Origin of the sequence: Pedobacter sp. B4-66 (genome assembly GCF_018492665.1) — a bacterium.
Lineage (GTDB): Bacteria > Bacteroidota > Bacteroidia > Sphingobacteriales > Sphingobacteriaceae > Pedobacter.
In genome coordinates this window covers 154015-175893 of sequence record NZ_JAFVME010000004.1, presented here as the reverse complement: position 1 = coordinate 175893, position 21879 = coordinate 154015, and the positions used below count along the sequence as shown (strand labels likewise).

The window sequence follows — 21879 nt, the reverse complement described above, 5'->3', positions numbered from 1 at the left end:
ACTAAACTTACACTAACAGTGTTGCGTAGCTTTGTAAGCAGAAAAATGATATGGTTGTATATAAAAAGTACTTTCTTCTTTTCTTATCACTTTTTGCTTTAGCTTGTACACAACAGGAAGGAGTGAGGATTATGCCTATCGACGATTTTTTTAAATCGCAAAACAGAATAGGCTATAGGATCTCTCCTGATGCAAGAAACTTGTCATATCTGAAGCTAGATGGCAAGAATCAAAATTTGTATGTGGAGGATATTGAGTCAGGTAAGGGGAAAAAGATTACTCAATTAAAAGAAAAGAGTATTATTTTCTATTTTTGGGTAAGTAAAGATGAACTCATTTATTATAAAGAAACAGATCAGGCGCTAAGACTTTCTGATATATTCATTATTAACAAGGATGGCAGTAATGAACGACAACTGACCAATAATGAAAAGAGCAGGATAAAGGTTTTGGATGACCAGCTCATGGATGACAAATATTTGCTTGTATCATCTAATAAAAGAGATTCGACAGTTTTTGATGTTTACCGGTTAAATGTTCGTAATGGAAATATGGACATGGCGGCGAAAAACCCCGGAAACATTACGGATTGGACAATAGATTCTGAAGGTAAACTTAGGTTGGCAACTAGCAGCGATGGCGTAAATGAGACCTTGTTGTATAGAGAAAGAGAGGATCAGGCTTTCAAGCCTATAGTGACCAATAATTTTAAAACTACATTACGACCAATAGCTTTTGCTAAAGATAAACCTAATGTTATTTATGCAATTTCTAATGTAAATCGTGACAAGGCAGCCCTTGTTGAACTTGATTGTAAATCTGGGAAAGAAGTTAAGGTTTTGTTTGGTGATGAAAACATTAATATTACAGATGCTCAATACTCCAGAAGAAAAGGGAAAATGTCTTTTGTCGTTTATGAAACCTGGAAAAAGGAAAAGCATTATCTTGACGACTCAGTAAAGTTATTATATAATAATTTGGATAAGTTATTGCCTAAAACGGAAACAAGGATAATAGACCGAGATAAAGCCGAAACCGTTTTTATAGTTAGAACGTTTACAGATCGGAATCCGGGATCATACTATATTTATTTCCAGGCAAAGGGAAAAATAAGAAAGTTAAGCGACTTCAATTCTGCCATTAATGAAGAAGACATGTGTGAAATGAAACCCATTAGCTACATGTCGAGAGATGGAATGAAAATAGAAGGGTATTTAACACTACCTTTAAACAAGAAGACCGAGAATTTACCTGTTGTCGTGTTGCCACATGATGGCCCTGTAGCAAGGGATACCTGGGGCTATAATCCCGAAGTTCAGTTCTTGGCAAACAGAGGTTATGCTGTTTTTCAGGTAAATTACAGAGGTTCTTCAGGCTATGGAAAAGCTTTTATGGCCGCAGGCTTTAAACAGTGGGGCTGTAAAATCCAACATGACATTAATGATGGTGTCAAATGGCTCATAAGTAAAAAAATTGCAGATCCTAAAAGGATTGGAATATACGGAAGTGGCTTCGGTGGATATATTGCACTTAACGGCCTATATTCTGAAAATAAAACTTATGCTTGTGGCGCATCAAATTCGGCAGTTATTAATTTATTCACTTATCTAAAATCGATACCGCCATTCTTAAAACCAAAATTGCAAATGTATTATGAGGTTATAGGCAATCCGCTAACGGACGTAGATAAGATGCGTCAATCTTCACCCTTATTTCAGGTTGATAGGATAGAGAAACCATTATTTATTGCCCAAAATACTAAAGACCCTAATATGAATGCGGGCGAAACGATACAGTTCGTTAAAAATCTCCAAAAGCGAAATATAAGCGTAACCTATTTGGAAAATGATGGCGATCCGTTTCATAGTAAAAATGATGAAGGAAGACAGAAACTCTATACTGCCCTTGAATCGTTTTTAGAAGTTAACCTAAAAAAGAAGTAAATTCAACCCCATGTCTTCAGAGAAGAAAAGCGGTTATCGTAAGAATTTCCCATTAATACTCACCTTCATCATTCTGATGTTGGTGCTTTTTTCGCTATCTCTTTTGTTGGCTTATAGGTTTAGTACAAAATATATAGAAAATCAATTTGTCTCTGAGAAAGTAAATGTATTGGAGCAAAGTATTAAACCGTATAATGATTTCTTTCAGAAAAAACTTCCTGAAGTTTCTTATTACAACGGCTATCTGGACTCTGCTACTGCGGCAAGCTTTGTTGATACTGTACTGCTTGAGTATCCATTTGTATCTAAAGTGATATTTTATGATTCTGAAGTTAAAAATACTCCTGTTAACGACGGATTAAATATTGGAAAGTTTTCCTTTGGACCTAAAAGTATTTATCAGTTTGGAAGCTTGGTACCAATGGATTCTGTTAAGCTTTTTTCGAGTGAGAATACGCGTAATTTTATTGCTGGAGATGATTTTAATGCTTTAGCGCTAAAATTGGTTACCTATATCGAAAGTCTTGATACTAATCGTATGCCGAGCCAGGATGAACTCTTTAGTAACTTTAGTAATGTGAGGTCCAACAAGATTACCTATTTGAATATCCCAAGAATAGAGGATCTTAAAATGTACAAAGCCATGATGAGAAGAGTCTTGGATCCACAGCCTGTTTATCAGCAAGATATGCTTTCATTCCAGTTGGATCCATATAAAATAAGGATTATTAACTCCAGGCCATTGCTATATCAATATATCAAAATTGAGCCTTTAACTTACGATCCTATTGAAACGTCTTCATTGTATGTTACTACTGAAATAACATTGCCAGGGCCATTTTCAGACTACAAGCTTTATTTTATTTCTTCAAAATCTTTTATTGATAAAGAAATTCTGAGTTATTTTTTGCCGATAGCTTTGGGAGTATTTCTTTTTTATAGCATTTTGGTATTGGTGGCATTTTTGATTTATAGAAACCTGAACATTAACCAGAAGATGTTTAAGCTTCAGTATGATTTTATGAATAACCTTACTCATGAATTTAAGACACCAGTGAGTGTAATTAAAATTGCTGGGAACAATATTAAAAGTGCTTCAAGCCTTACTGATAAGGAATTAAAGCTTTATGGAAAAATCCTTGATGAGGAGGCGGATAAACTGAATGGATTAATGAATAAGCTACTTGCTTTTACACAAATAGAAAACAAAGCAATACAGCTAAATTCTGAGAAAATTAATATTGCAGATTTTATTGAAAGTACGGTTGAATCGCATCGTCTTAAACACCCGGATTTTGATTTTACCTTTGATGTGAATGGCTTCAAAACGCTTATAACTGATCCGGTGTTACTTGGCAGTCTATTCGACAATCTTGCAGAAAATGCCTATAAGTATTCACCTGTAGAACGTAAACGTCTTCATATATCTGCGCGTTTAATAAAAGGAAAGGTCGTATTTCGATTTATTGATCAGGGAATAGGGATTCCTTCGTCAGAAATTAATAATATCTTTAAGAAGTTTTTCCGCATTCAAAACCAGTACAACCAAAATGGAAGTGTGGGTCTTGGCTTGGCTTTCTGTAAGGAACTCGTTAACTTTATGAGTGGCGAGATTACGGTGAAAAGTAAAATTGATAAGGGAACAGAATTTAAAATTGTATTACCATATAATGACTAGAGTCATTATACGTTTGCATTTATAGTGAAATAAATAAAAAAAATATGTCTAAGGGAATTAAAATACTGATAGTTGAAGATGACGAGAATTTACGCTTTCTGGTTGTACATCGTTTAAAAGCTGAAGGCTATGATGTTTTAGAGGTTGGAGATGGCTTAGCGGCAGAGAAAATGATAATGGATGAGCAACCTGATATTGTTCTTTTAGATTGGATGTTGCCAGGCAAGCAGGGAGCAGAAGTTTGCGAAGAAGCCCGTAAGCAGGGATTTGAAAATCTTATTATCATGCTGACTGCTAAAGCCCAGGATGTAGATAAAATAGATGCATATAATTTTGGTGTTTCTGATTATGTAACCAAGCCATTTAATATGGATGTTTTGGTAGCGATGCTGGATAGTAAGGTTAAATATTTGCTTAATAATGATCGCTCTGAAGTACATCGTTTTGGAAATATGGAACATCATCCTAATGTTCACACCCTTTTCAGAAATGGGAAAAAGATAGAACTTACTATTCTTGAGAATAGAATTTTACTTTACTTTTTAAGAAATCCTAATAAAGTAATTAATAGAGATGAACTTATGTTAGTTGTTTGGGGATATAATTCTGATGTGAATACAAGAACCCTTGATATGCATATTGTACGCTTACGTAAAAAGATAGAGCTTAATCCGGATAACCCACAATTGCTACAAACAGTACGGGGTGTTGGTTATCGCTTTAATCCTGCATAATTTAAAGGAAAGTAAAAGAAGCAAATAATAATAGCGCGAGATATTGTAAGAGCATGGTTCCATCTAAGAAGAAGAAATAGTAATATTCATTCTTTTTGATGTTTGATTTAAAAATTAACCATCCTGTTAGGACTATGGTTAGGCTAAGGGCAAGGATATCTCCAGTTGTTGCTTGTTTAAACAGAATCAAGAGTACGATATAGAGGCCGAGTAAGAATTGACAGAATAAGTATGCTTTTTTCTCTCCTAGCATTACGGGTATTGTTTTAAGGGCATATAGCTTGTCCTGGAACAGATCTCTAATGTCAAAAGGAACAGTAATAGCTGCAATGAATAAAAAACGCTTGGCGACCAACAGAAGTGTCTCAGCTGTGGAAATGTTGATTGGACTGCTGCGTTCCAGCTCTACGATCGGTAATAATACACAACTGATAGACCATACCAAGGCTATGAGGAATAGCTTAATGCCAGGAATATTTCTTAAGCCAATTTGCTGCTTGTTAAGTGTTAAGAAAGGTATATTGTAACCTGCAGCCATTAGTCCTGTAAACACCATCAGCAGTTTTGATTCAAAACTGAGATACCATAAACCCAAAGGAATTAAGCACAAAATACAGATCAAGGTAATCGAAATGATTAGACGATGATGCGAGAATATCCACCTAACCCTAATATAGGGAGAGTTCCCGGGGTCTTTAGGCTTTGCTAACAACATACTAAAATTGTAAAGCCCTACAGTAGCAAAGAATAAGAAAGCAAGGATATATTTATCGGCAGGAACATGCAAAAGATGATAAGTTACCAAGCCCTGAGCAACAGCGCAAATGCCAATGAACAGGTTGCTAAACAGTAAGAAATCAAGAATAGAAAGGAGTACTCTTTTAATCATTTGCATGAAGCGGTTTTAATTATGCCCGCTTCAACTCAAATATCGTTATTTCCGGTAAAATTCCAACCCTTCCCGGGTAACCTAAAAATCCGTAACCAACATTTACATAAAGTTGTTGATTTTGCTCTTTATAAAGACCTGCCCATTCTTTATAAATATATTGTACCGGGCTCCATTGGTAATGCTCAGTTCTAACCCCAAATTGCATACCGTGTGTATGGCCACTAAACATGGCATCTATTTGAGGATATTTTTTCAGTACCTCTTGCCTCCAATGGGAAGGATCATGAGATAGTAGCAGTTTCACAGGTAAATCATCAGTATCCTTAGTTGCCAGGTCCATCCTGCCATATTTAGGGAAACGCCCCATTCCCCAGTTTTCAATCCCTAATATTCCAATCTCTTCACCGTCTACTTTTAGGCGTCGATGTTGATTCATTAATAAATCCCAACCCATTACTTTATGGGTTTTAATAACGTCTTGCAGATTTCTGGCTTTAGCAGCTGAGGGACCACCACCGAAATGATAATCGCCATAATCATGATTACCCAACACTGAATAAACACCCAGAGGTGCTTTAACCTTGCTGAATAAATCTTGATAATCACGCATTTCAGTAGCCATATCATTTACAAGATCTCCTGTGAAGAAGATAAAATCAGGCTTTTCTGCCAACAACATATCTACACCACCCTGTACAGCTTTCTTGTTGTAAAAACTTCCTGAGTGAATATCTGAAATTTGACCAAATTTAATCCCTTCAAATGCCTTAGGTAGATTAGGAAAAATTAATGTTCTCCGCTTTACCTTGTAGTCGTATGCTCCTGAGGAGATGCCCCATGTAAGAGAACTTAAGGGCACCGCTGCAGTAAGTAAACCTGCTTTGATTATAAATGATGAGCGGCTTATTGGTTTTTCAACGGCGTCAGCAACAGCAACTTTTTCAATAGAACCAACGGTATTCTTATTTTTAAAATGTCTGTTTATTTTGATGATTAATCTTCTGATGTCATCTATTAATAAAAACGGCAACATTACTACCTTGCAAATCAGCGTTAAAAAGAACGCGACAAGTATGATAGAGCGCAAGCTTAAATAGAGAGGTAAGTAAGAAGGCACATAGATCGCGGCAAACACGCCTATTACAAGGATACCCGTGTAAGTCCACCAAATTACAGAGAATAGTTTTTTTGTAGCTGGCTTCCATTTTTTAAACACGGATAATACTGCACGATAACAGTAGTAATCGAAAGCCAGCAGAAAAATAGATAAAAGTATAAGCGCGGGTAATCTTCCCATTTAAGTGTTTTTTATAGTAAAACTATCTGAAATTAATATCGTCTTCATCATCATCACCTAGCTCAGTGTTAAATAAGCTTTCAAACATATCCGAGAATCCGAAACCTCCTTCAAGATATTTTTTGTTTAATTGCGAATACTCTGCCAAGCCATGTAATACAAATTCCATGAGCAATAAAGTTTGAGCCTCACTTAGCTTAGGATGAAATTTCTTAACAAGATCATATAATCCATTAACCTCCATAAGCTGTTTTTCATATTTTTTCTGGCTCAGGGAGTCTGCAATATCTAAAGTATTTCCTTCAGTAAACCATTCTGTAATCTCATTATATGGATTTGCAGTTTTGCTTTTTTTGGCTCTTTCCGGATCAGGGAAATATCTGGCGAACGATGTTTTAATTGCTTTCCCAATAAGTGTATTTGCAACTTTTGCCGGGCCTTCCAATTCTCCTTCATAAACAAGCTCGATTTTGCCTGTTACAGCCGGGATGATACCAACTAGATCTGAAAGCCTAACAAAAGTGCTTTTCTCTCCATTTATTAGCATTCTTCGCTCTGCGGTACTAATCAGATTTTCATACGCAGTAATGGTTAGTCTAGCTGATACTCCTGATTTTTGATCAATGAATTCACTTTTTCTTGCCTCAAATGCTACCTGCTCTATCAGGTCTTTTACTAACCCGTCTACTTCAATATTTGCTTTTTGCTCTTCCGTAAGCTTGGCTTCCTGAAAAGTGATCATTCTTGATATCTCAATTGTTTTGGGGTAGTGGGTCAGAATCTGACTCTCAATACGGTCTTTAAGAGGTGTTACAATTGAACCTCTATTGGTATAATCTTCAGGATTTGCTGTAAATACAAACTGAACATCTAAAGGTAATCGTAATTTGAAACCTCTTATCTGAATATCTTTTTCCTGAAGCATATTAAATAATGCTACCTGTATGCGGGCTTGCAAATCGGGTAGCTCATTAATTACAAATATGCTCCTGTGTGCTCTGGGTATTAAGCCAAAATGAATTACACGCTCATCGTTATAGGTCAATTTTAAGGTTGCAGCTTTAATTGGGTCTACATCGCCAATTAAGTCAGCCACAGTTACATCAGGAGTAGCTAATTTTTCAGTATACCTTTCGCTACGGTGTTGCCAGCTCACAGGAGTATTGTCGCCATGAATCAAAATTTCGTGCTTTGCATACCAGGAAATAGGGTTCAATGGATCATCAAAAATCTCACTTCCGCTTATGTACGGTATGTATTCATCTAAAAGGTTTACCATTAATCTGGCAATTCGCGTTTTTGCTTGCCCACGTAAACCCAGTAATAAAATATTATGGCGTGATAGAATAGCTGTTTGCAACTCAGGAATTACTGTTTCATCATAACCTAAAATACCTTCAAATCCAGCGTCCTTATTTTGGAGCTGAATGATCAGATTTTTACGGAGCTCGTCTTTTACGGATAACGATTTATAGCTTGAGGCTTTTAACTGGCCAAGTGTTTTTATGTTGTTGTAATCCATGTTTTATTTTTATCTCACCGTTTTGCGTCTGTTCTTTATATAATCTTCAAATATGTATTCTCCAAGACCAGTTAAAGAACTATAAAAGGCTCTTCCACCATTAATTTGTGTAAACTCTCTTACGAACTGTTGAAGGTAGGGGTCTTGGGCTATCATAAATGTCGTGATTGGAATATTGAGGCGTTTACATTGCGCCGCCATATTCAGCGTTTTATTAATCACCTTTCTATCAAGCCCCATGCTGTTTTTGTAGTACCTGCCATTCTCTTTTAAACAAGTAGGTTTACCATCAGTGATCATGAAGATCTGCTTGTTATGGGTCTTGCGGCGGCGTAATAAATCGGCTGCCAATTCTAATCCTGCAAAAGTATTTGTATGATACGGCCCCACCTGTAAATAAGGCAAATCTTTTATTGATATAGGCCAGGCATCATTGCCAAATACTACTATATCGAGTGTATCTTTAGGATATCTTGTTTTTATAAGTTCAGCAAGCGCCATTGCCACCTTTTTGGCTGGAGTAATTCTATCTTCACCATACAAGATCATAGAGTGCGAGATATCTATCATTAGTACAGTGGAAGTAAGGGTTTTATAGTCTTTTTCCTCTACTTCCAGATCTCGTTCTGTTAAAGTGAAATTGGTAATGCCATGGTTTATTTGAGCATTTTGAATGGATGCAGTAATGTCAATCTGATCTAAACTATCACCAAAAGTAAATTCTCTTCTGTCTGCATTTTTTTCTTCACCAATGCCTGATATATTGGTGTTGTGATTCCCTTTCCCGGCTTTTTTTAACTTGCCGAAGATCTCTTCAAGGGCAGATTTACGTATAGTCTGTTCTGTTTTTGCGGTTATGCTTAAGTCTCCATTGGCTGGGTTTTCTTTCAGATAACCTTTTTCTTTAAGGTCATCAATAAAGTCGCCCATCCCATACTCATTGTTTGTAAACTTGTACTTCTTGTCCAACTCGTTCATCCAAGCCAGTGTTTCTGTTGCATCACCCGCAGTGTAATTCAGTAGCTGGGTGAAAAGCTTAAGCAATTCATCAAAGCCACCTTTAGGCAGATTATCCGGCTGGAAATTAGAAAAATGGAAACCTCTCATATATTCATTATAAACGAATTATCGAAGGTAAAAGTTTGAGGTGTTAATAATGTTATCCAGTTGTAAAAATACCTCAGACAGAGATGTTTCGACAGCCTATTTAGGGCTGCCGTTTGCCAATGCTCTCTCAGCGCGCTTTATTGCTAAGCGTTCTCTCCATTTTGCATAAGGAGCTTTAAAAGCCATTTTCAACACACTATCTAAACCACCTTTTATTGCCAGATTAAATACACTCTGAGCTTTTCTGGTAATCGAAGCATCCCAAGCCCTTAAGCTTAGTGAGAAAGACCCGTCAAGGTATTTCATCCAATGCCACATGCCAGTAGGCATAAATAAAGTATCTCCATGTTCAAGGAAAACCTCATAACCCTCAACCCCCTTAAGCGCCGGGAATTTCTCAAAGTCAGGGTTAGCTACATCATAATCTTCTAAGGCATAAGTTGCGTTAGGAATGCAGTATAGGCGTTTTTTCCATTTGTTATCAAATAGAATAATATGCTTTCTTCCACCAAAATGAGTATGGAAAAGGTGAGGTAAATCTATATCGTAGTGTAAAAAAGTAACTGAGTTTGATCCTCCAAAAAACATTGCAGGCATGCTTTCAATAAAGCCACCCATCAAATCTTTAGGGATAACGATGTCATCTACCAAGCCGGGAACATGCTTAAACAGATTAAAGAAAAAGATTCTTAATTCAGTTGGTTTAGATTTAATAAGATCAAGATAGTCTCCAAATCTCATTTCAGCTACCGATGCATTAATCGGTTTTGATGGATCAGCTTTAGAGTTGTCCATTAAACTTACTTTCAAATCGCCACCTATTTCCTTTAAATAGTCAGTAGTCCACTTTTCTCTTGCCGGCCATGTTTTTGTTAGTCCTTTAATAATTAAAGGGCGTCTGGCATCTAAATAATTTTTCTTAAAATCAGCAGGGCTGATGCTCTCAACGGTATCTACCGGCTTTAAAATAAAGCTCATAAGTTTTAATGATAAGATACTTGTTAACGACTAAATGCCTGTTTACCGACCTTATTTAAAGCAAACTTAGAGAAAAAAATCCTTGTCTCCATAACCCCATTCTTAATTTATTTTGCTCGCAGCTTCTAAGAGGTCAGAATCTTGAATATGTCATTCTATGAACATCTATCAAATCCTAAAAATATGTGTAAAGCCGTGCCTAATCCACAGGCAAATCACCTAGGGGTAAAGCAGGTTTTGGGCAGGGGCAACTCAGGCGTTTTACCTCAGGTAAGCCTGGGAAGAGCCTAATTATCCACGAGCCGGTACCCTTCAAATAGATGTGTGAATTGGGAAATTCTGACAAAATAAAAGCCGGTGCTTTTTCAATTACACCGGCCATCTCGATCACCACCCTAAAAGTCATCGAGATATTAAATTTTCAACGCTCTAGCAATATATACGATGGAAGTTCTTTAATGGATTTGCTTATTTTAGAATAAGTTATATTCTGATTAATCTTTTTGACGTTTTAATTGTCATACCAATATAATTCAACAAGATAACTATGAAAGCACCAATAAGGATTTTCTTTTCGTTTCTATTTGTCTTGTTTTTCACTATCCTCTTTTCTTCATTTCAGGGAGAGCCAATGTCCTTAAAATTTAAGTTTCCTTACAAGCAGGCCGGCTTAACCGAACGGCAGGCTGCGGCTCATCTTTTAAGCAGATTTACTTATGGTGCTAGCATAGGAGATGTAGATGCCGTCCTGAAAATTGGTTTGGAGAAATGGTTTATGCAGCAGTTGGAAGGGGATTTACAGGATGAAGCGCTTGATACAATATTATCTCAGTTCGATGATATCAATTTAACCAATACTGAAGTAGAAAATAAATATCCCAGAGCTGCCAGAGTATTACGGATGGCCATTAAAGATGGGACTATCAATAAAGATTCTGTAAATAAAGGAGATCAGGTTGCTTATAGAAAACAGATTAAAAGTTATATGGAAATGAACGGACTAAAAGCTCCACAGGAGTTGTACCGTCAGTTTATTAACCAAAAAATATTAAGAGCTACCTATACCAATAATCAATTACGGGAACTGCTTACCGATTTCTGGTTCAATCACTTTAATGTTTCCATTATCAAAAATCAATGCGCACCATTTATCCCTGCTTTTGAGCGGGATGTAATCAGACCTAATGTAACCGGGAAATTCAGTGATTTGCTATTGGCTACAGCAAAATCTCCTGCAATGCTCATTTATCTGGATAATTTTAACAGTAGCGGACAGCCTGTTCCAGTAGCCCAAAAGGACTCGAGCCTAATGGATGGAGAGACAAGGGTTAAGAAAATGCAGGTTAAAAAGAAACAGGGCGGATTAAATGAGAACTATGCCCGTGAGGTAATGGAATTGCATACCCTTGGTGTAGATGGAGGATATACTCAGAATGATGTAACTCAGGCTGCAAGAGTATTAACCGGATGGACCATTGCTCCAATGGGTGAAGAAGGTTATGGCTCAGCAATGAAAAAATTGATGGATAGGGTAGGTATTGATAACCTCGAAAAGCAGGGTTTTGTGCATCAGGGAGATTTCTTATTTGTACCGACTAAACATGACAATGGAGAGAAAACAGTTCTTGGTAAGCGTTTCTCTGCCAATGGTGGGTATGAAGAGGGTGTAACCTTATTAACCATGCTTGCTCACAATCCTTCTACAGCAAAGTTTATTTCAAAAAAGATAGCAACAAGGTTTGTGAGCGACCAGCCTTCTCCAAAATTGATAGATAAAATGTCAAAAACATTTATCAAAACTAATGGAGATATAAAACAGGTGCTGATTACTATGGTTTCTTCTTCTGAGTTCTGGAATGCCGATGCTTTAAGGGAAAAAACCAAATCGCCTTTTGAACTTGCCATTAGCGCAGTACGTAGCTTGGATGCTAAAATTACACAACCCTATCAATTGTTTAGCTGGATTAGTAAAATGGGCCAGAAGATGTACTATTATCAGGCACCTACGGGGTTTCCTGATAGAGGGCAATATTGGATCAATACCGGCGCTTTATTAAGTCGAATGAATTTTGGTTTAGCTCTTGCTTCACAACGTATCCCCGGAGTAAAGATTGATCTAGAAGCGTTAAACAACAACCATGAACCAGAAAGTGCTGAAGCGGCGCTAACTACATACAGTAAGATCATTATGCCGGAGCGTAATCTTGATGCTACTATAAAAAGATTGAAACCTTTGCTTAAAGAATCTGATTTAGATAAGAAAGTAGAAAAAGCTGCTAATACGATGGGTAATGATGATGGAATGGCTATTGTAAAAAATGACAAAATCAATAAAAAAGGGTCGGAACTTGCTCAGGTAGTAGGTATAATCCTTGGCTCTCCGGAATTTCAGCGTAAATAGGTTTAAACTAGAAGAACTATTATGACATCAAGAAGAGGATTTTTAAAAGCGGGAGGTTTAGCCTTATTCGGAATAGGGATGGGAGGAATACCAGGTTTTATTGTAAATGCAGTTGCAGGTATAAAGCAACCTGGCCTTTTTGAAAGAAAGAAAATATTAGTCTGCATTTTTCAGCGTGGAGCGATGGATGGCCTCATGGCAGTAACACCGTTTACCGACGAATATTTAAAAAACGCAAGGCCCTCGTTGTTTATGTCTGCGGCTAAGTCATCAGGCAATAATCCATTAATAGATTTAGATGGTCGTTTTGGGTTACACCCTTCGATGAGTGCTTTTGAGAAGGTATTTAGGGAGAAAAGAATGGGGATAGTACATGGGATAGGATCTCCAAACAATACGCGTTCACATTTTGATGCACAGGATTACATGGAGTCGGGTACACCTTTTAAAAAAGGCACTGATAGTGGATGGTTAAATAGGGTTGTTGGTTTGCTTGGGCATGATGGGGAGACAGCTCTTAGGGGAGTAAGCCTAACATCATCTTTGCCGAGATCATTTTATGGTGATAACCCTGCTGTAGCCATTGGCAGTTTACAAGATTTCAATATTCAAATGAAGGGTAATGTTAGCGGGGCTAATATGGCGGCCAAAAGCTTTGAAGATTTGTACGGTAAAACCTCTTCGGGACTATTAAAAGAAACTGGAAAGGAGAGTTTTGAGGCCATAAAAATGCTTCAAAAAACAGATGTAAAAAATTATAAACCTATCAATGGAGCTATTTATCCTAATTCGGCTTTAGGGAATTCTTTGAAGCAGATTGCACAGCTCATTAAGATGAATGTAGGAATGGAAGTGGCATTTGCTGAATCGGGAGGTTGGGATACGCACTTTAATCAGGGTAGAGAAACGGGAATCTTTGCAAGAAATGTAAATGACCTTAGTGAGAGTATTATGGCTTTTTGGGCAGATATGGGTACTATGCAGGATGATGTAACGGTTATGACCATGACTGAATTTGGCCGTACTGTAAAACAAAACGGAACAGGTGGTACTGATCATGGTCGGGCTTCATGCAATTTTATTCTTGGAAATGGAGTAAATGGCGGGCTAGTGCATGGAATAGTAAATCCGATGGCAATTGAAAACCTTGAAGATGGAAGGGATCTTGCTGTTACCACCGATTTTAGAGCGGTATTTAGCGAAGTGGCCGACAAGCATTTAAAAATCAATAATGATAAAGTGCTTTTTCCTGATTGGAGCGGTACGAAAATAGGAATGATGAGTTAGAAAGAGGGTGTCAGATCCTGAATTTATTTTAGGATCTGACACCCTCCTCAAGAAACTACCCCTTACGGCAGTTTTTTGAAATCAATTTCAGGATGTTCTTTTCCTGATGCTTTCCTTTGTAAAGGAGTCCTTATAGGAGTGAAATCATTAAAAAAGCCACAATTCTTTAAAAAGAACGATGAACCTTCTGTTCCTCCTGCATAATCTTTTCTGTAATTTTCTCTCGCGGTATTATCAGCAGTAAATGTTGCTGCGGTAACTTCATGCCAGTTTCCTTCTGAATCAATAGCCCATTGGTTTTTATAATTTGCCTTGCGCGATTGATCGCCGGTTGATGGATTGAAGTTCTCTAGAAAGGAGTGAAGCCCTTTTAAGTATTCTCCAGATTTTGGACGGTCAAAGCTGGCTACAAGCTGCCAGTTTCCCTTTTCTAAATCTTTAAAATAGGCAGTATAGGTAGTTGTTTTTTTATCTGCATCAGGCTGTGCTCTTATTAAGAAAGCATAACTCTTGCCTGCTTTCCAGGGATAAAGCATATAGCTTTGTCCGCCAGAACCTTCATTGCCAAATTCACCTGTTTTAGTTGTACTACCTTTTTTAAGTAATACTACCTTCATGCTATCAGGAATAGATTTAGGATCATCAGTAGAGAAAGGGCTCCAGATAGAAAACAACACTCTACGCTCTGTCGGTGAGTTCACTTGCATTCCGAAATATCCTCCGCTAAATCCATTAGACATGAAGTAAGTTCCCTGTTTATCTTCACCAACTGGAACCTGGATTTCATTATAAAACCATTCTGTATTATTTTCTGCTTCGGCAGGTATTTTGTATCCTAAATGTACAGATGGGCCTCTGTGACCCCAGTAAAAGTAATTTCCTTCATTGTTTTTAACATATGCTGCTCCTTTTAAAATGTCAGTTCCGCTAACTAATAGGTCAGATATTTCTGCAAAAACACCGCCGGTTTTCGATAAGCCCTTTAATTCTACTTTTACATAGCCAGGGTTCTTAATGTTAATACTTCCTATTTTAACAATGGCAGAGCCAAGGTTTCCTACCTCTTTAACGAGGGTAGTACCTTCTGCTGTTAAACTTATTTTACTTTTTCCTTCAGGGACACTCAATTTTAGCGCAAATTCTGCAGTTCCTGCGGCTTCGGTTCTAAAATAAATGGTAATTACATCGCTAGCGGCCGACCAATTGGCAATACCATCATTTTTAATCTTGGCGGTAGCATTTTCGTTTACCCATCCATTGCCGCCAATCGGTATGGTAATGGTTTCAGGTTCTGCTTTATCTTTTGTTTTTGCCAGGCAAATGGTGCTAAGTAAAAACTGAAATGCAAGCAGAAACAATGTGGTTCTTTTCGTGTTCATTTATGTGTAGTTTGTGTTATAAATTAAATGTATGAAAACGATGATAAAAACATTAAACTAAAATTAAGTCAAACGTTTGCGCTAATGTTTTAGCCAAAATATATTTAGGTTCGACTGCAGATAATACAATCTAATTATTCAGATGAAAACTTTTTTTACCACCCTATCTCTATTATTGGCCACTTCGGCAGTAATTGGGCAGCAGTTACCTACTGAATTGCAAACACCCGAAGTGGTTTCTGTAAATAGAATGCCAATGCGGGCATCAGCGTTTGCATTTGAAAACCAGGATCTGGCTTCTAAAAGAGAGAAAGAGAAATCTAACTACTTTTTGACGCTAAATGGTCAATGGAAATTTAATTGGGTTCAGGATCCACGTAAGCGACCGGAAGATTTCTTTAAAACGGATTTTGATGATAGTAAGTGGGATAATTTTAAGGTTCCTGCGAATTGGGAAACCAACGGATATGGCTTACCTATTTATGTAAATCAACCCTACGAATTTGCAGGGCGCAAAAATACTGGGGCTAGAATGAATCCTCCATTTGATATTCCTGTAGATAACAATCCGGTTGGATCCTACAGGAAAAAAATTACCATTCCAAAAAATTGGGACGGAAAACAGGTATTTATACATCTTGGAGCTGTAAAATCAGCCTTTTATATTTGGGTTAATGGTAAAAAAGTAGGCTATAGTGAAGATAGTAAGCTTGCCGCAGAATTCGACATTACGGAATATGTAAAACCAGGAGAGAACCTGGTCGCTTTGCAAGTTTACCGTTGGAGTGATGGCAGTTATTTGGAGTGCCAGGATATGTGGCGCATATCTGGAATAGAACGTGATGTTTATTTGTATGCTACTCCGAAATTGGACATAAGAGATTTCAAATCAATAGCCACTCTTGATAAATCTTATAAAAATGGAGTTCTTTCTTTAACAGCGGAAATAGACAACTATAAGATAGAGAAAAATACTATGCACAGCAAGCCAGATACTTTTGCTGTTGAACTGAACTTAGTAGACCCTAAAGGGAAATCAGTTTATAAAGACGAGACTAAGGGTGTTAAAACAGTTCTTGGAAATTATAAAAGTACTGTAAGTTTTAGCACTCAGATTGAGAATGTAGCATCATGGACAGCAGAGACACCAAATCTTTATACGCTTTTTATCACTTTAAAAGATAAAAAAGGAGAAGTATTAGAAGTTATTCCTCAGAGAATAGGTTTCCGTACTGTTGAACTTGTGAATAATAATTTCCTTGTGAATGGGAAAAGGGTGTTCTTTAAAGGGGTTAACAGACATGAGCACAATGCAACACAAGGGCATACCCTTACTCATGCTGATATGCGAAAAGATATGGAGATGATGAAAAAGCTGAATGTAAATTCAGTAAGGCATTCTCATTATCCTCCTGATCCGTATTGGATGGAGCTTTGTGACGAGTATGGTCTTTATGTTGTTGACGAGGCAAACATAGAATCTCATGGTCGTTATTATGACTTGGCGTATACGTTAGGTAATGATAAGCAGTGGAGAATTCCTCATTTGGAACGTATTAAAAGAATGTATGAACGCGATAAAAATCATTCATCAGTAATTACCTGGTCATTAGGAAACGAGGCAGGTAATGGTTCGAATTTCTATGAGGGGTATGATTGGTTAAAATCAAATGACATCAGACCTGTACAATATGAACGTGCAGAAGAGGATTACAACACTGATATGATTGTTCCTCAATATCCAGATCCGAACTGGCTTAAAGAGTACGCAAATAGCAAACCAGACAGACCGCTAATTATGAGCGAATTTGCACATATTATGGGTAACAGTTTGGGTAACTTTAAAGAATATTGGGACGTGATAGAAGGTCAGCCTAATTTACAGGGTGGTTTTATCTGGGAATGGATTGATCAGGCAATTGATACAGTGAAAAATGGTAAACGCATCAATGCTTATGGTGGCGATTTCCCACTAAGTGGTCCGGTTAATCAGGATTTTAGCGATAATGATTTCTGTGTAAAAGGTGTGGTTACCAACTACAGGGGAATGACACCTATGGCGGTTGAAGTGAAAAAGGTTTATCAATACATCAAAACTGCTTACAAAGGCGACAATAAGGTCAACATCAATAACTCTTATTTCTTTAAAAACCTGGATAACGTGGGCCTTGTTTGGGAGCTTCTGGAGAACGGAAAGGTGATAGAGAAAGGGAATCTGAATACTTTAAATATAGCGCCTAGAACAGAAAAGGAGATCAGTTTACCTATTAAAACCAAGGCTAAGCATGGTGCAGAGTACTTCTTAAATGTTTATTATAACCTTAAACAAGAAGAACCATTTCTTCCTGTTGGATACAATATAGCGGCCGAACAGTTTGTGTGGAGTGGATCTGCTAAACCTCTTGAGAGAATAGCTGTTAATGGCAAGTTGTCCATTGAAAAAGAGTCGGGAAAAACCCTTGTAAAAGGCAAAGACTTTTCTATAGTGTTTGATACGACAAATGGTACTATGAGCGGTTACAGTGTTAAAGGAACTCAATTGCTTAGCGAAGGGCCAATCCCTGCATTTTGGAGAGCACCTACTGATAATGATATCGGTGCAGGTTTTAACAGTAGCTTAAGGAAATGGCGTAATGCTTATACTGAGGGCAAACTAAGTTTGGCAGATATTAAGCAAGAAACCTCTGGCGATGTAACTGCAACTTTTACAAAAGAATTGATAAATGGTGATGCAAGTGTAACGCAAATATTTACAATCAAAGCTGACGGAACAGTTAAAGTTGACAACAGATTTACAGCTAACAAAGGGAAATATCCATTAATGCAGCGCATTGGTAATGATTTGCAATTGAGTAAGGAATTTAATAATATAAAATTCTATGGTCGTGGCCCCGGAGAGAACTATTGGGATCGTAAAACAGGTTCATTTGTTGGTTTGTACACCCAGACTATTGATGAGCAATATTTCCCATATGCTCGCCCTCAAGAAAGTGGGAACAAAACAGATGTGCGTTGGGTAAACTTTACTGATAAAAAAGGCAAAGGCTTAAGCTTTGGTATGGCTGATAGCTTATTGAATTTCTCGGCACTACCATATTCATTAAATGATTTGGATCCGGAGGAGCAGAAACAGCAATATCATTCAGGAGAGTTGGTAAAACGTGATAAAATTTATATGCACCTGGATTTGATTCAAAGCGGCGTTCAGGGAATTGACAGTTGGGGTTCTATGCCACTTGAGGAATATAGGGTTCCTTTTGTAAAGCATGAGTATTCTTACTGGATTAAACCAATAAAGTAATAAAGCAAAAAGGGAACGTCATGACGTTCCCTTTTTGCTTTATTACTGCTTTGATATTGAAATGATTGCGCAAACGTTTGCAATTTTGAGACATTACAAATCATTGCCGCTATATCAGGTAACTTTTGCTGTTCTCAGGTATTTGGAGAATCTTAATGGGAAAAGTCTTTTAAATAAAACACCCTTCACTTCCTTGCCTCCAATATATACTTCCTCCTTGTTTGCTTTAACCGCTTGAACGATTTGTTTAGCACAATCTTCTGCCAGCATTCCGTTTTCCTGTGCGCTATCCATAGTGCCCTGAGGAGTGCCATCTGCTGTTAAAGCATTAAGAGTTACCTTGGTTTTAATGAACCCAGGGCATATAATCGTAATGTTTATTTTCTTGTCATATACTTCTGAACGAAGTGAGTCAAAATATCCATGTAATGCATGTTTAGATGCAGAATAAGCAGAACGCATTCTTGTTCCAAATTTACCAACCAAACTGCTTATGCAAACAATATTACCTCCTCCATTTGCAATCATATTGGGTAGTACAGTTTTGCTCAAAATAGTTGTTCCCCAAAAGTTAACATTCATTAATCGCTGTTCGGTTTCAAGGTCAGTCTCTAATGCCAATCCACGCTGACTAATTCCACCGCTATTGATTAAAATATCAATGCGACCATAAATACGAATGGCCTCTTCTGCTTTGCCACTTAAGGAAGCAGTGTTTTCAAGATCTAATGGCAATACATGAATGTTTACAGGGTTTTTGCAGGTAGTTTTAACTCTGTATAGCTCATCGCGATTGCGTGAGGATATGATCAGCTTTGCACCTGCTTTATTGTATTCATAAACCAAGGCCTCACCAATTCCAGATGATGCTCCTGTAATCCAAACAACTTTATTATTCATTACTTAATATTTAAGGTGATCATCTTCTGTTACAAATAACTCAGATGCAATATGATCTGCAAATAATTTTCCATTTGAAGTTAAAATAATATAGCTATCCTGATTCAGTAGCCAGTTTTTTTCTATAAAAGGCTTTATATTTTTTATAGTATCTGTTAAAAATATTTTGCCAAAATCTGCTTCAATTTTATTCAAACTAGTGCCCCACATTGTTCTGAGCGAAGTCATTATGTACTCATTAAACCTATCGTAAAGGCTAAGTTCTTCGATGGTTTCAGCAAGCTTACCTGCTCGTAATTCGCTTAAGTAAGCAGCATTGTTTGCAATATTAAGGTATCGCGTTGTACCACTAAAACCATGTGCAGAAGGCCCTATTCCTAAATATGGAATGCCGCGCCAGTAATTGGTGTTATGCACGGCATACTTGCCGGGTTTGCTAAAGTTCGAAATCTCATAATGCTCAAAGCCACCTTCTTTTAATTTATCAATAAGCGTGATAAACTGTGACGCACTTTGTTCGTCGTTAACAGGAGTTTGTTTGCCCTTTTTTATAGCACTTGCAAGTGCTGTACGAGGCTCAACTGTTAATGAATATGCCGAAATATGTGGCGTTTGGAACTCAATGGCTTTATTGATATTGCTCAGCCACTTGTTGTCAGTTAGTAATGGGTAACCATAAATAAGGTCGATACTTAAGTTTTCAAATCCTGCATCCTGACTGCGCTTAATACAAGTTTCGGCTTCTCCTGCATTGTGCGCCCTGTTCATCCAGATTAGGTCTTCATCAAAAAAAGATTGTATTCCAATACTGAATCTGTTAACGGGTAGTTGCCTTAATTCGCTGATCTTTTTAGCATCAAGATCGTCAGGGTTAGCCTCTATGGTGATTTCCGCATCTGATGATACCGAAAAGTGCTTGGTTATGGTGTTAAATATTTTCTCAAACCCTTTTGATGGGAGTACAGATGGGGTTCCTCCTCCAAAATAAATAGTGCCAACCTGGTCTGTTATTCTGGATTTTTTACGAATAATCTCTTCGCAAATAGCATCAGTCATCTCATCTACATACTTTAATGAGGTGCTGAAATGAAAGTCGCAGTAAGTGCAGGCTTTCTTGCAAAATGGAATGTGGATATAAATGCCGGACATAATGTTTTAAGGTCGATTATATAAAAGTAGCCTAATACAAGCGACGACAAAGGTAAGGTTATAAATTTACTGATCATCCAATAAGATCGATGTCATTTGCTCAGGATTATCTAGAAAACCCTTATATAATTGATACGTATCGGTCTTTTTATATTTCACTCAATTGTCAGGCGCATTATAAAGCAATTGATGTTTTTCTCCTTTTTGTTCTGCTTCCGCTGCTTTAGGTAAGTCTCCGGCGAGTCTATATAGGTTTGCCATTTTTTTATATTTCCCTGGCATATCACCATATTCCGGGTAGGGATTGCTATCAATTAGTGCCTGGTAACATTCTGCTCCTAGCCTGTAAATATTTTCGGGGATCTGTAATTTTTCAGAATTTTCCTCTATTTGTGTAATCAGCGTACCATATAGAGGGGCATCGCCATCAGTGGCTGTAGCCATTGCTTCTAAAGCATAGTTATATGCTTTCTGTGGGTCTGTTTCTAATAACGCAGGAAATTTAAATGCTATAATAAGGGAGAGATATTTTAAACTAGGTACGTTTTTTACCATTTCATCTACTACCAAAAGTATTGAATCGGGGCTAATCATTTTTCTGTCATAGGTATTGCCAGCTAAATTAACGCGATACCGCGTTATTCTGTGTAATAACTCCTCTGAACTGGTAGATTCCAAGTATTGTAAAAATAGTTGGTTGTTACGCTTGATCAATGCAAATTCCGGCCTCCAGGTTTTATTTAAGATTTTGATTAAAACACTATCAAGATCTTTTGGATGGCCAATCCAATCTATTTTACCATTATTAATAATAAATGTGCTCGGTATAGCCCTAGTTTCAGATGTATCAACCCAATTCTTGGCCATAAACCTATTTTCTTCAATACCTACGGTAAAATCCATACGGTTCCCCATACTGTTTACTAATTTTTTAATTTCTGTTATTGGAGTGTTTTCTTTTTCATAGATATCTATAGATAAAACGGTAATCTTATCTTGATATTTACGTGCCAATTCTGAAAGACGAGACATTGATGCCATGCATGGCGCGCACCAGCTTGCCCAAAATTCTACGACATAGATTTTATCTTTTTCAAAGCTTTGTATTGGCGTACCTTTAATCCAATCTTTTACTTTCAAGGGCGGCGTTGGATCCCCGATATTAAGTCCAATCTTAAAGCCAGTACTAATGAATTCTTGTGCGTTAATATTAAAACTTATTGCACATAACAATATCAACAATTGAAATTTCAGTTTCATATGGTCTGATAAGGAGGCTGTTTTACAGTTTCTAACATAGAAAGAGTGTTA

At 37.2% G+C, this 21879-nt stretch carries 15 protein-coding genes; 6 read left to right on the top strand and 9 right to left on the bottom strand.

The window, feature by feature from the left end:
* The first annotated feature begins 50 nt into the window (after positions 1-50).
* The 3 genes from J1905_RS09180 to J1905_RS09170 are packed head-to-tail and all read left to right on the top strand — an operon-like array spanning position 51 to position 4355.
* Complete coding sequence (locus J1905_RS09180) at positions 51-1943, top strand: S9 family peptidase (protein WP_214226997.1); 1893 nt, start codon at positions 51-53, stop codon at positions 1941-1943.
* Between the two features lie 10 nt (positions 1944-1953).
* Positions 1954-3621, top strand: coding sequence for a sensor histidine kinase (locus J1905_RS09175; protein ID WP_214226996.1), 1668 nt, complete (start codon positions 1954-1956; stop codon positions 3619-3621).
* 44 nt (positions 3622-3665) lie between these two features.
* The gene (locus tag J1905_RS09170) at positions 3666-4355 is read left to right on the top strand and encodes a response regulator transcription factor (RefSeq protein WP_214226995.1); all 690 of its coding nucleotides are present in this window, start codon (positions 3666-3668) and stop codon (positions 4353-4355) included.
* A gap of 1 nt (position 4356) precedes the next feature.
* Here the strand turns inward: J1905_RS09170 and J1905_RS09165 are convergent, their stop codons facing one another.
* The 5 genes from J1905_RS09165 to J1905_RS09145 all read right to left on the bottom strand — a co-directional run bounded on the left by J1905_RS09165 (position 4357) and on the right by J1905_RS09145 (position 10151).
* Positions 4357-5244, bottom strand: a complete 888-nt coding sequence (locus J1905_RS09165) for a UbiA prenyltransferase family protein (RefSeq protein ID WP_214226994.1) — start codon at positions 5242-5244, stop codon at positions 4357-4359.
* Positions 5245-5263: 19 nt separating this feature from the next.
* Positions 5264-6544: a metallophosphoesterase gene (locus J1905_RS09160; RefSeq protein WP_214226993.1), complete on the bottom strand. Its 1281-nt coding sequence runs from the start codon at positions 6542-6544 to the stop codon at positions 5264-5266.
* 22 nt (positions 6545-6566) lie between these two features.
* Entirely contained in the window at positions 6567-8066 is a 1500-nt protein-coding gene (locus J1905_RS09155; protein ID WP_214226992.1) for a sigma 54-interacting transcriptional regulator, read from the bottom strand.
* Positions 8067-8075: 9 nt separating this feature from the next.
* Positions 8076-9173: a vWA domain-containing protein gene (locus tag J1905_RS09150; RefSeq protein WP_214226991.1), complete on the bottom strand. Its 1098-nt coding sequence runs from the start codon at positions 9171-9173 to the stop codon at positions 8076-8078.
* A gap of 96 nt (positions 9174-9269) precedes the next feature.
* Complete coding sequence (locus J1905_RS09145) at positions 9270-10151, bottom strand: cupin-like domain-containing protein (RefSeq protein ID WP_173089957.1); 882 nt, start codon at positions 10149-10151, stop codon at positions 9270-9272.
* A gap of 547 nt (positions 10152-10698) precedes the next feature.
* Here J1905_RS09145 and J1905_RS09140 point away from each other — a divergent pair.
* On the top strand, positions 10699-12552 hold the full coding sequence (locus J1905_RS09140) for a DUF1800 domain-containing protein (protein ID WP_214226990.1): 1854 nt from the start codon (positions 10699-10701) through the stop codon (positions 12550-12552).
* 21 nt (positions 12553-12573) lie between these two features.
* The gene (locus tag J1905_RS09135) at positions 12574-13839 is read left to right on the top strand and encodes a DUF1501 domain-containing protein (RefSeq protein WP_214226989.1); all 1266 of its coding nucleotides are present in this window, start codon (positions 12574-12576) and stop codon (positions 13837-13839) included.
* Positions 13840-13901: 62 nt separating this feature from the next.
* Here J1905_RS09135 and J1905_RS09130 read toward each other — a convergent pair whose 3' ends face one another.
* Positions 13902-15218, bottom strand: coding sequence for a DUF3472 domain-containing protein (locus J1905_RS09130; RefSeq protein WP_214226988.1), 1317 nt, complete (start codon positions 15216-15218; stop codon positions 13902-13904).
* Positions 15219-15360: 142 nt separating this feature from the next.
* Between J1905_RS09130 and lacZ the strand changes: the two genes are divergently transcribed.
* The gene (lacZ, locus tag J1905_RS09125) at positions 15361-18519 is read left to right on the top strand and encodes a beta-galactosidase, LacZ type (protein WP_214226987.1); all 3159 of its coding nucleotides are present in this window, start codon (positions 15361-15363) and stop codon (positions 18517-18519) included.
* 114 nt (positions 18520-18633) lie between these two features.
* Here lacZ and J1905_RS09120 read toward each other — a convergent pair whose 3' ends face one another.
* The 3 genes from J1905_RS09120 to J1905_RS09110 all read right to left on the bottom strand — a co-directional run bounded on the left by J1905_RS09120 (position 18634) and on the right by J1905_RS09110 (position 21828).
* Complete coding sequence (locus tag J1905_RS09120) at positions 18634-19419, bottom strand: SDR family oxidoreductase (protein ID WP_214226986.1); 786 nt, start codon at positions 19417-19419, stop codon at positions 18634-18636.
* A 3-nt stretch (positions 19420-19422) separates the two neighbouring features.
* Complete coding sequence (gene hemW / locus J1905_RS09115; RefSeq protein ID WP_214226985.1) at positions 19423-20568, bottom strand: radical SAM family heme chaperone HemW; 1146 nt, start codon at positions 20566-20568, stop codon at positions 19423-19425.
* A 159-nt stretch (positions 20569-20727) separates the two neighbouring features.
* On the bottom strand, positions 20728-21828 hold the full coding sequence (locus J1905_RS09110; RefSeq protein WP_214226984.1) for a TlpA family protein disulfide reductase: 1101 nt from the start codon (positions 21826-21828) through the stop codon (positions 20728-20730).
* Between the last annotated feature and the right edge of the window lie 51 nt (positions 21829-21879).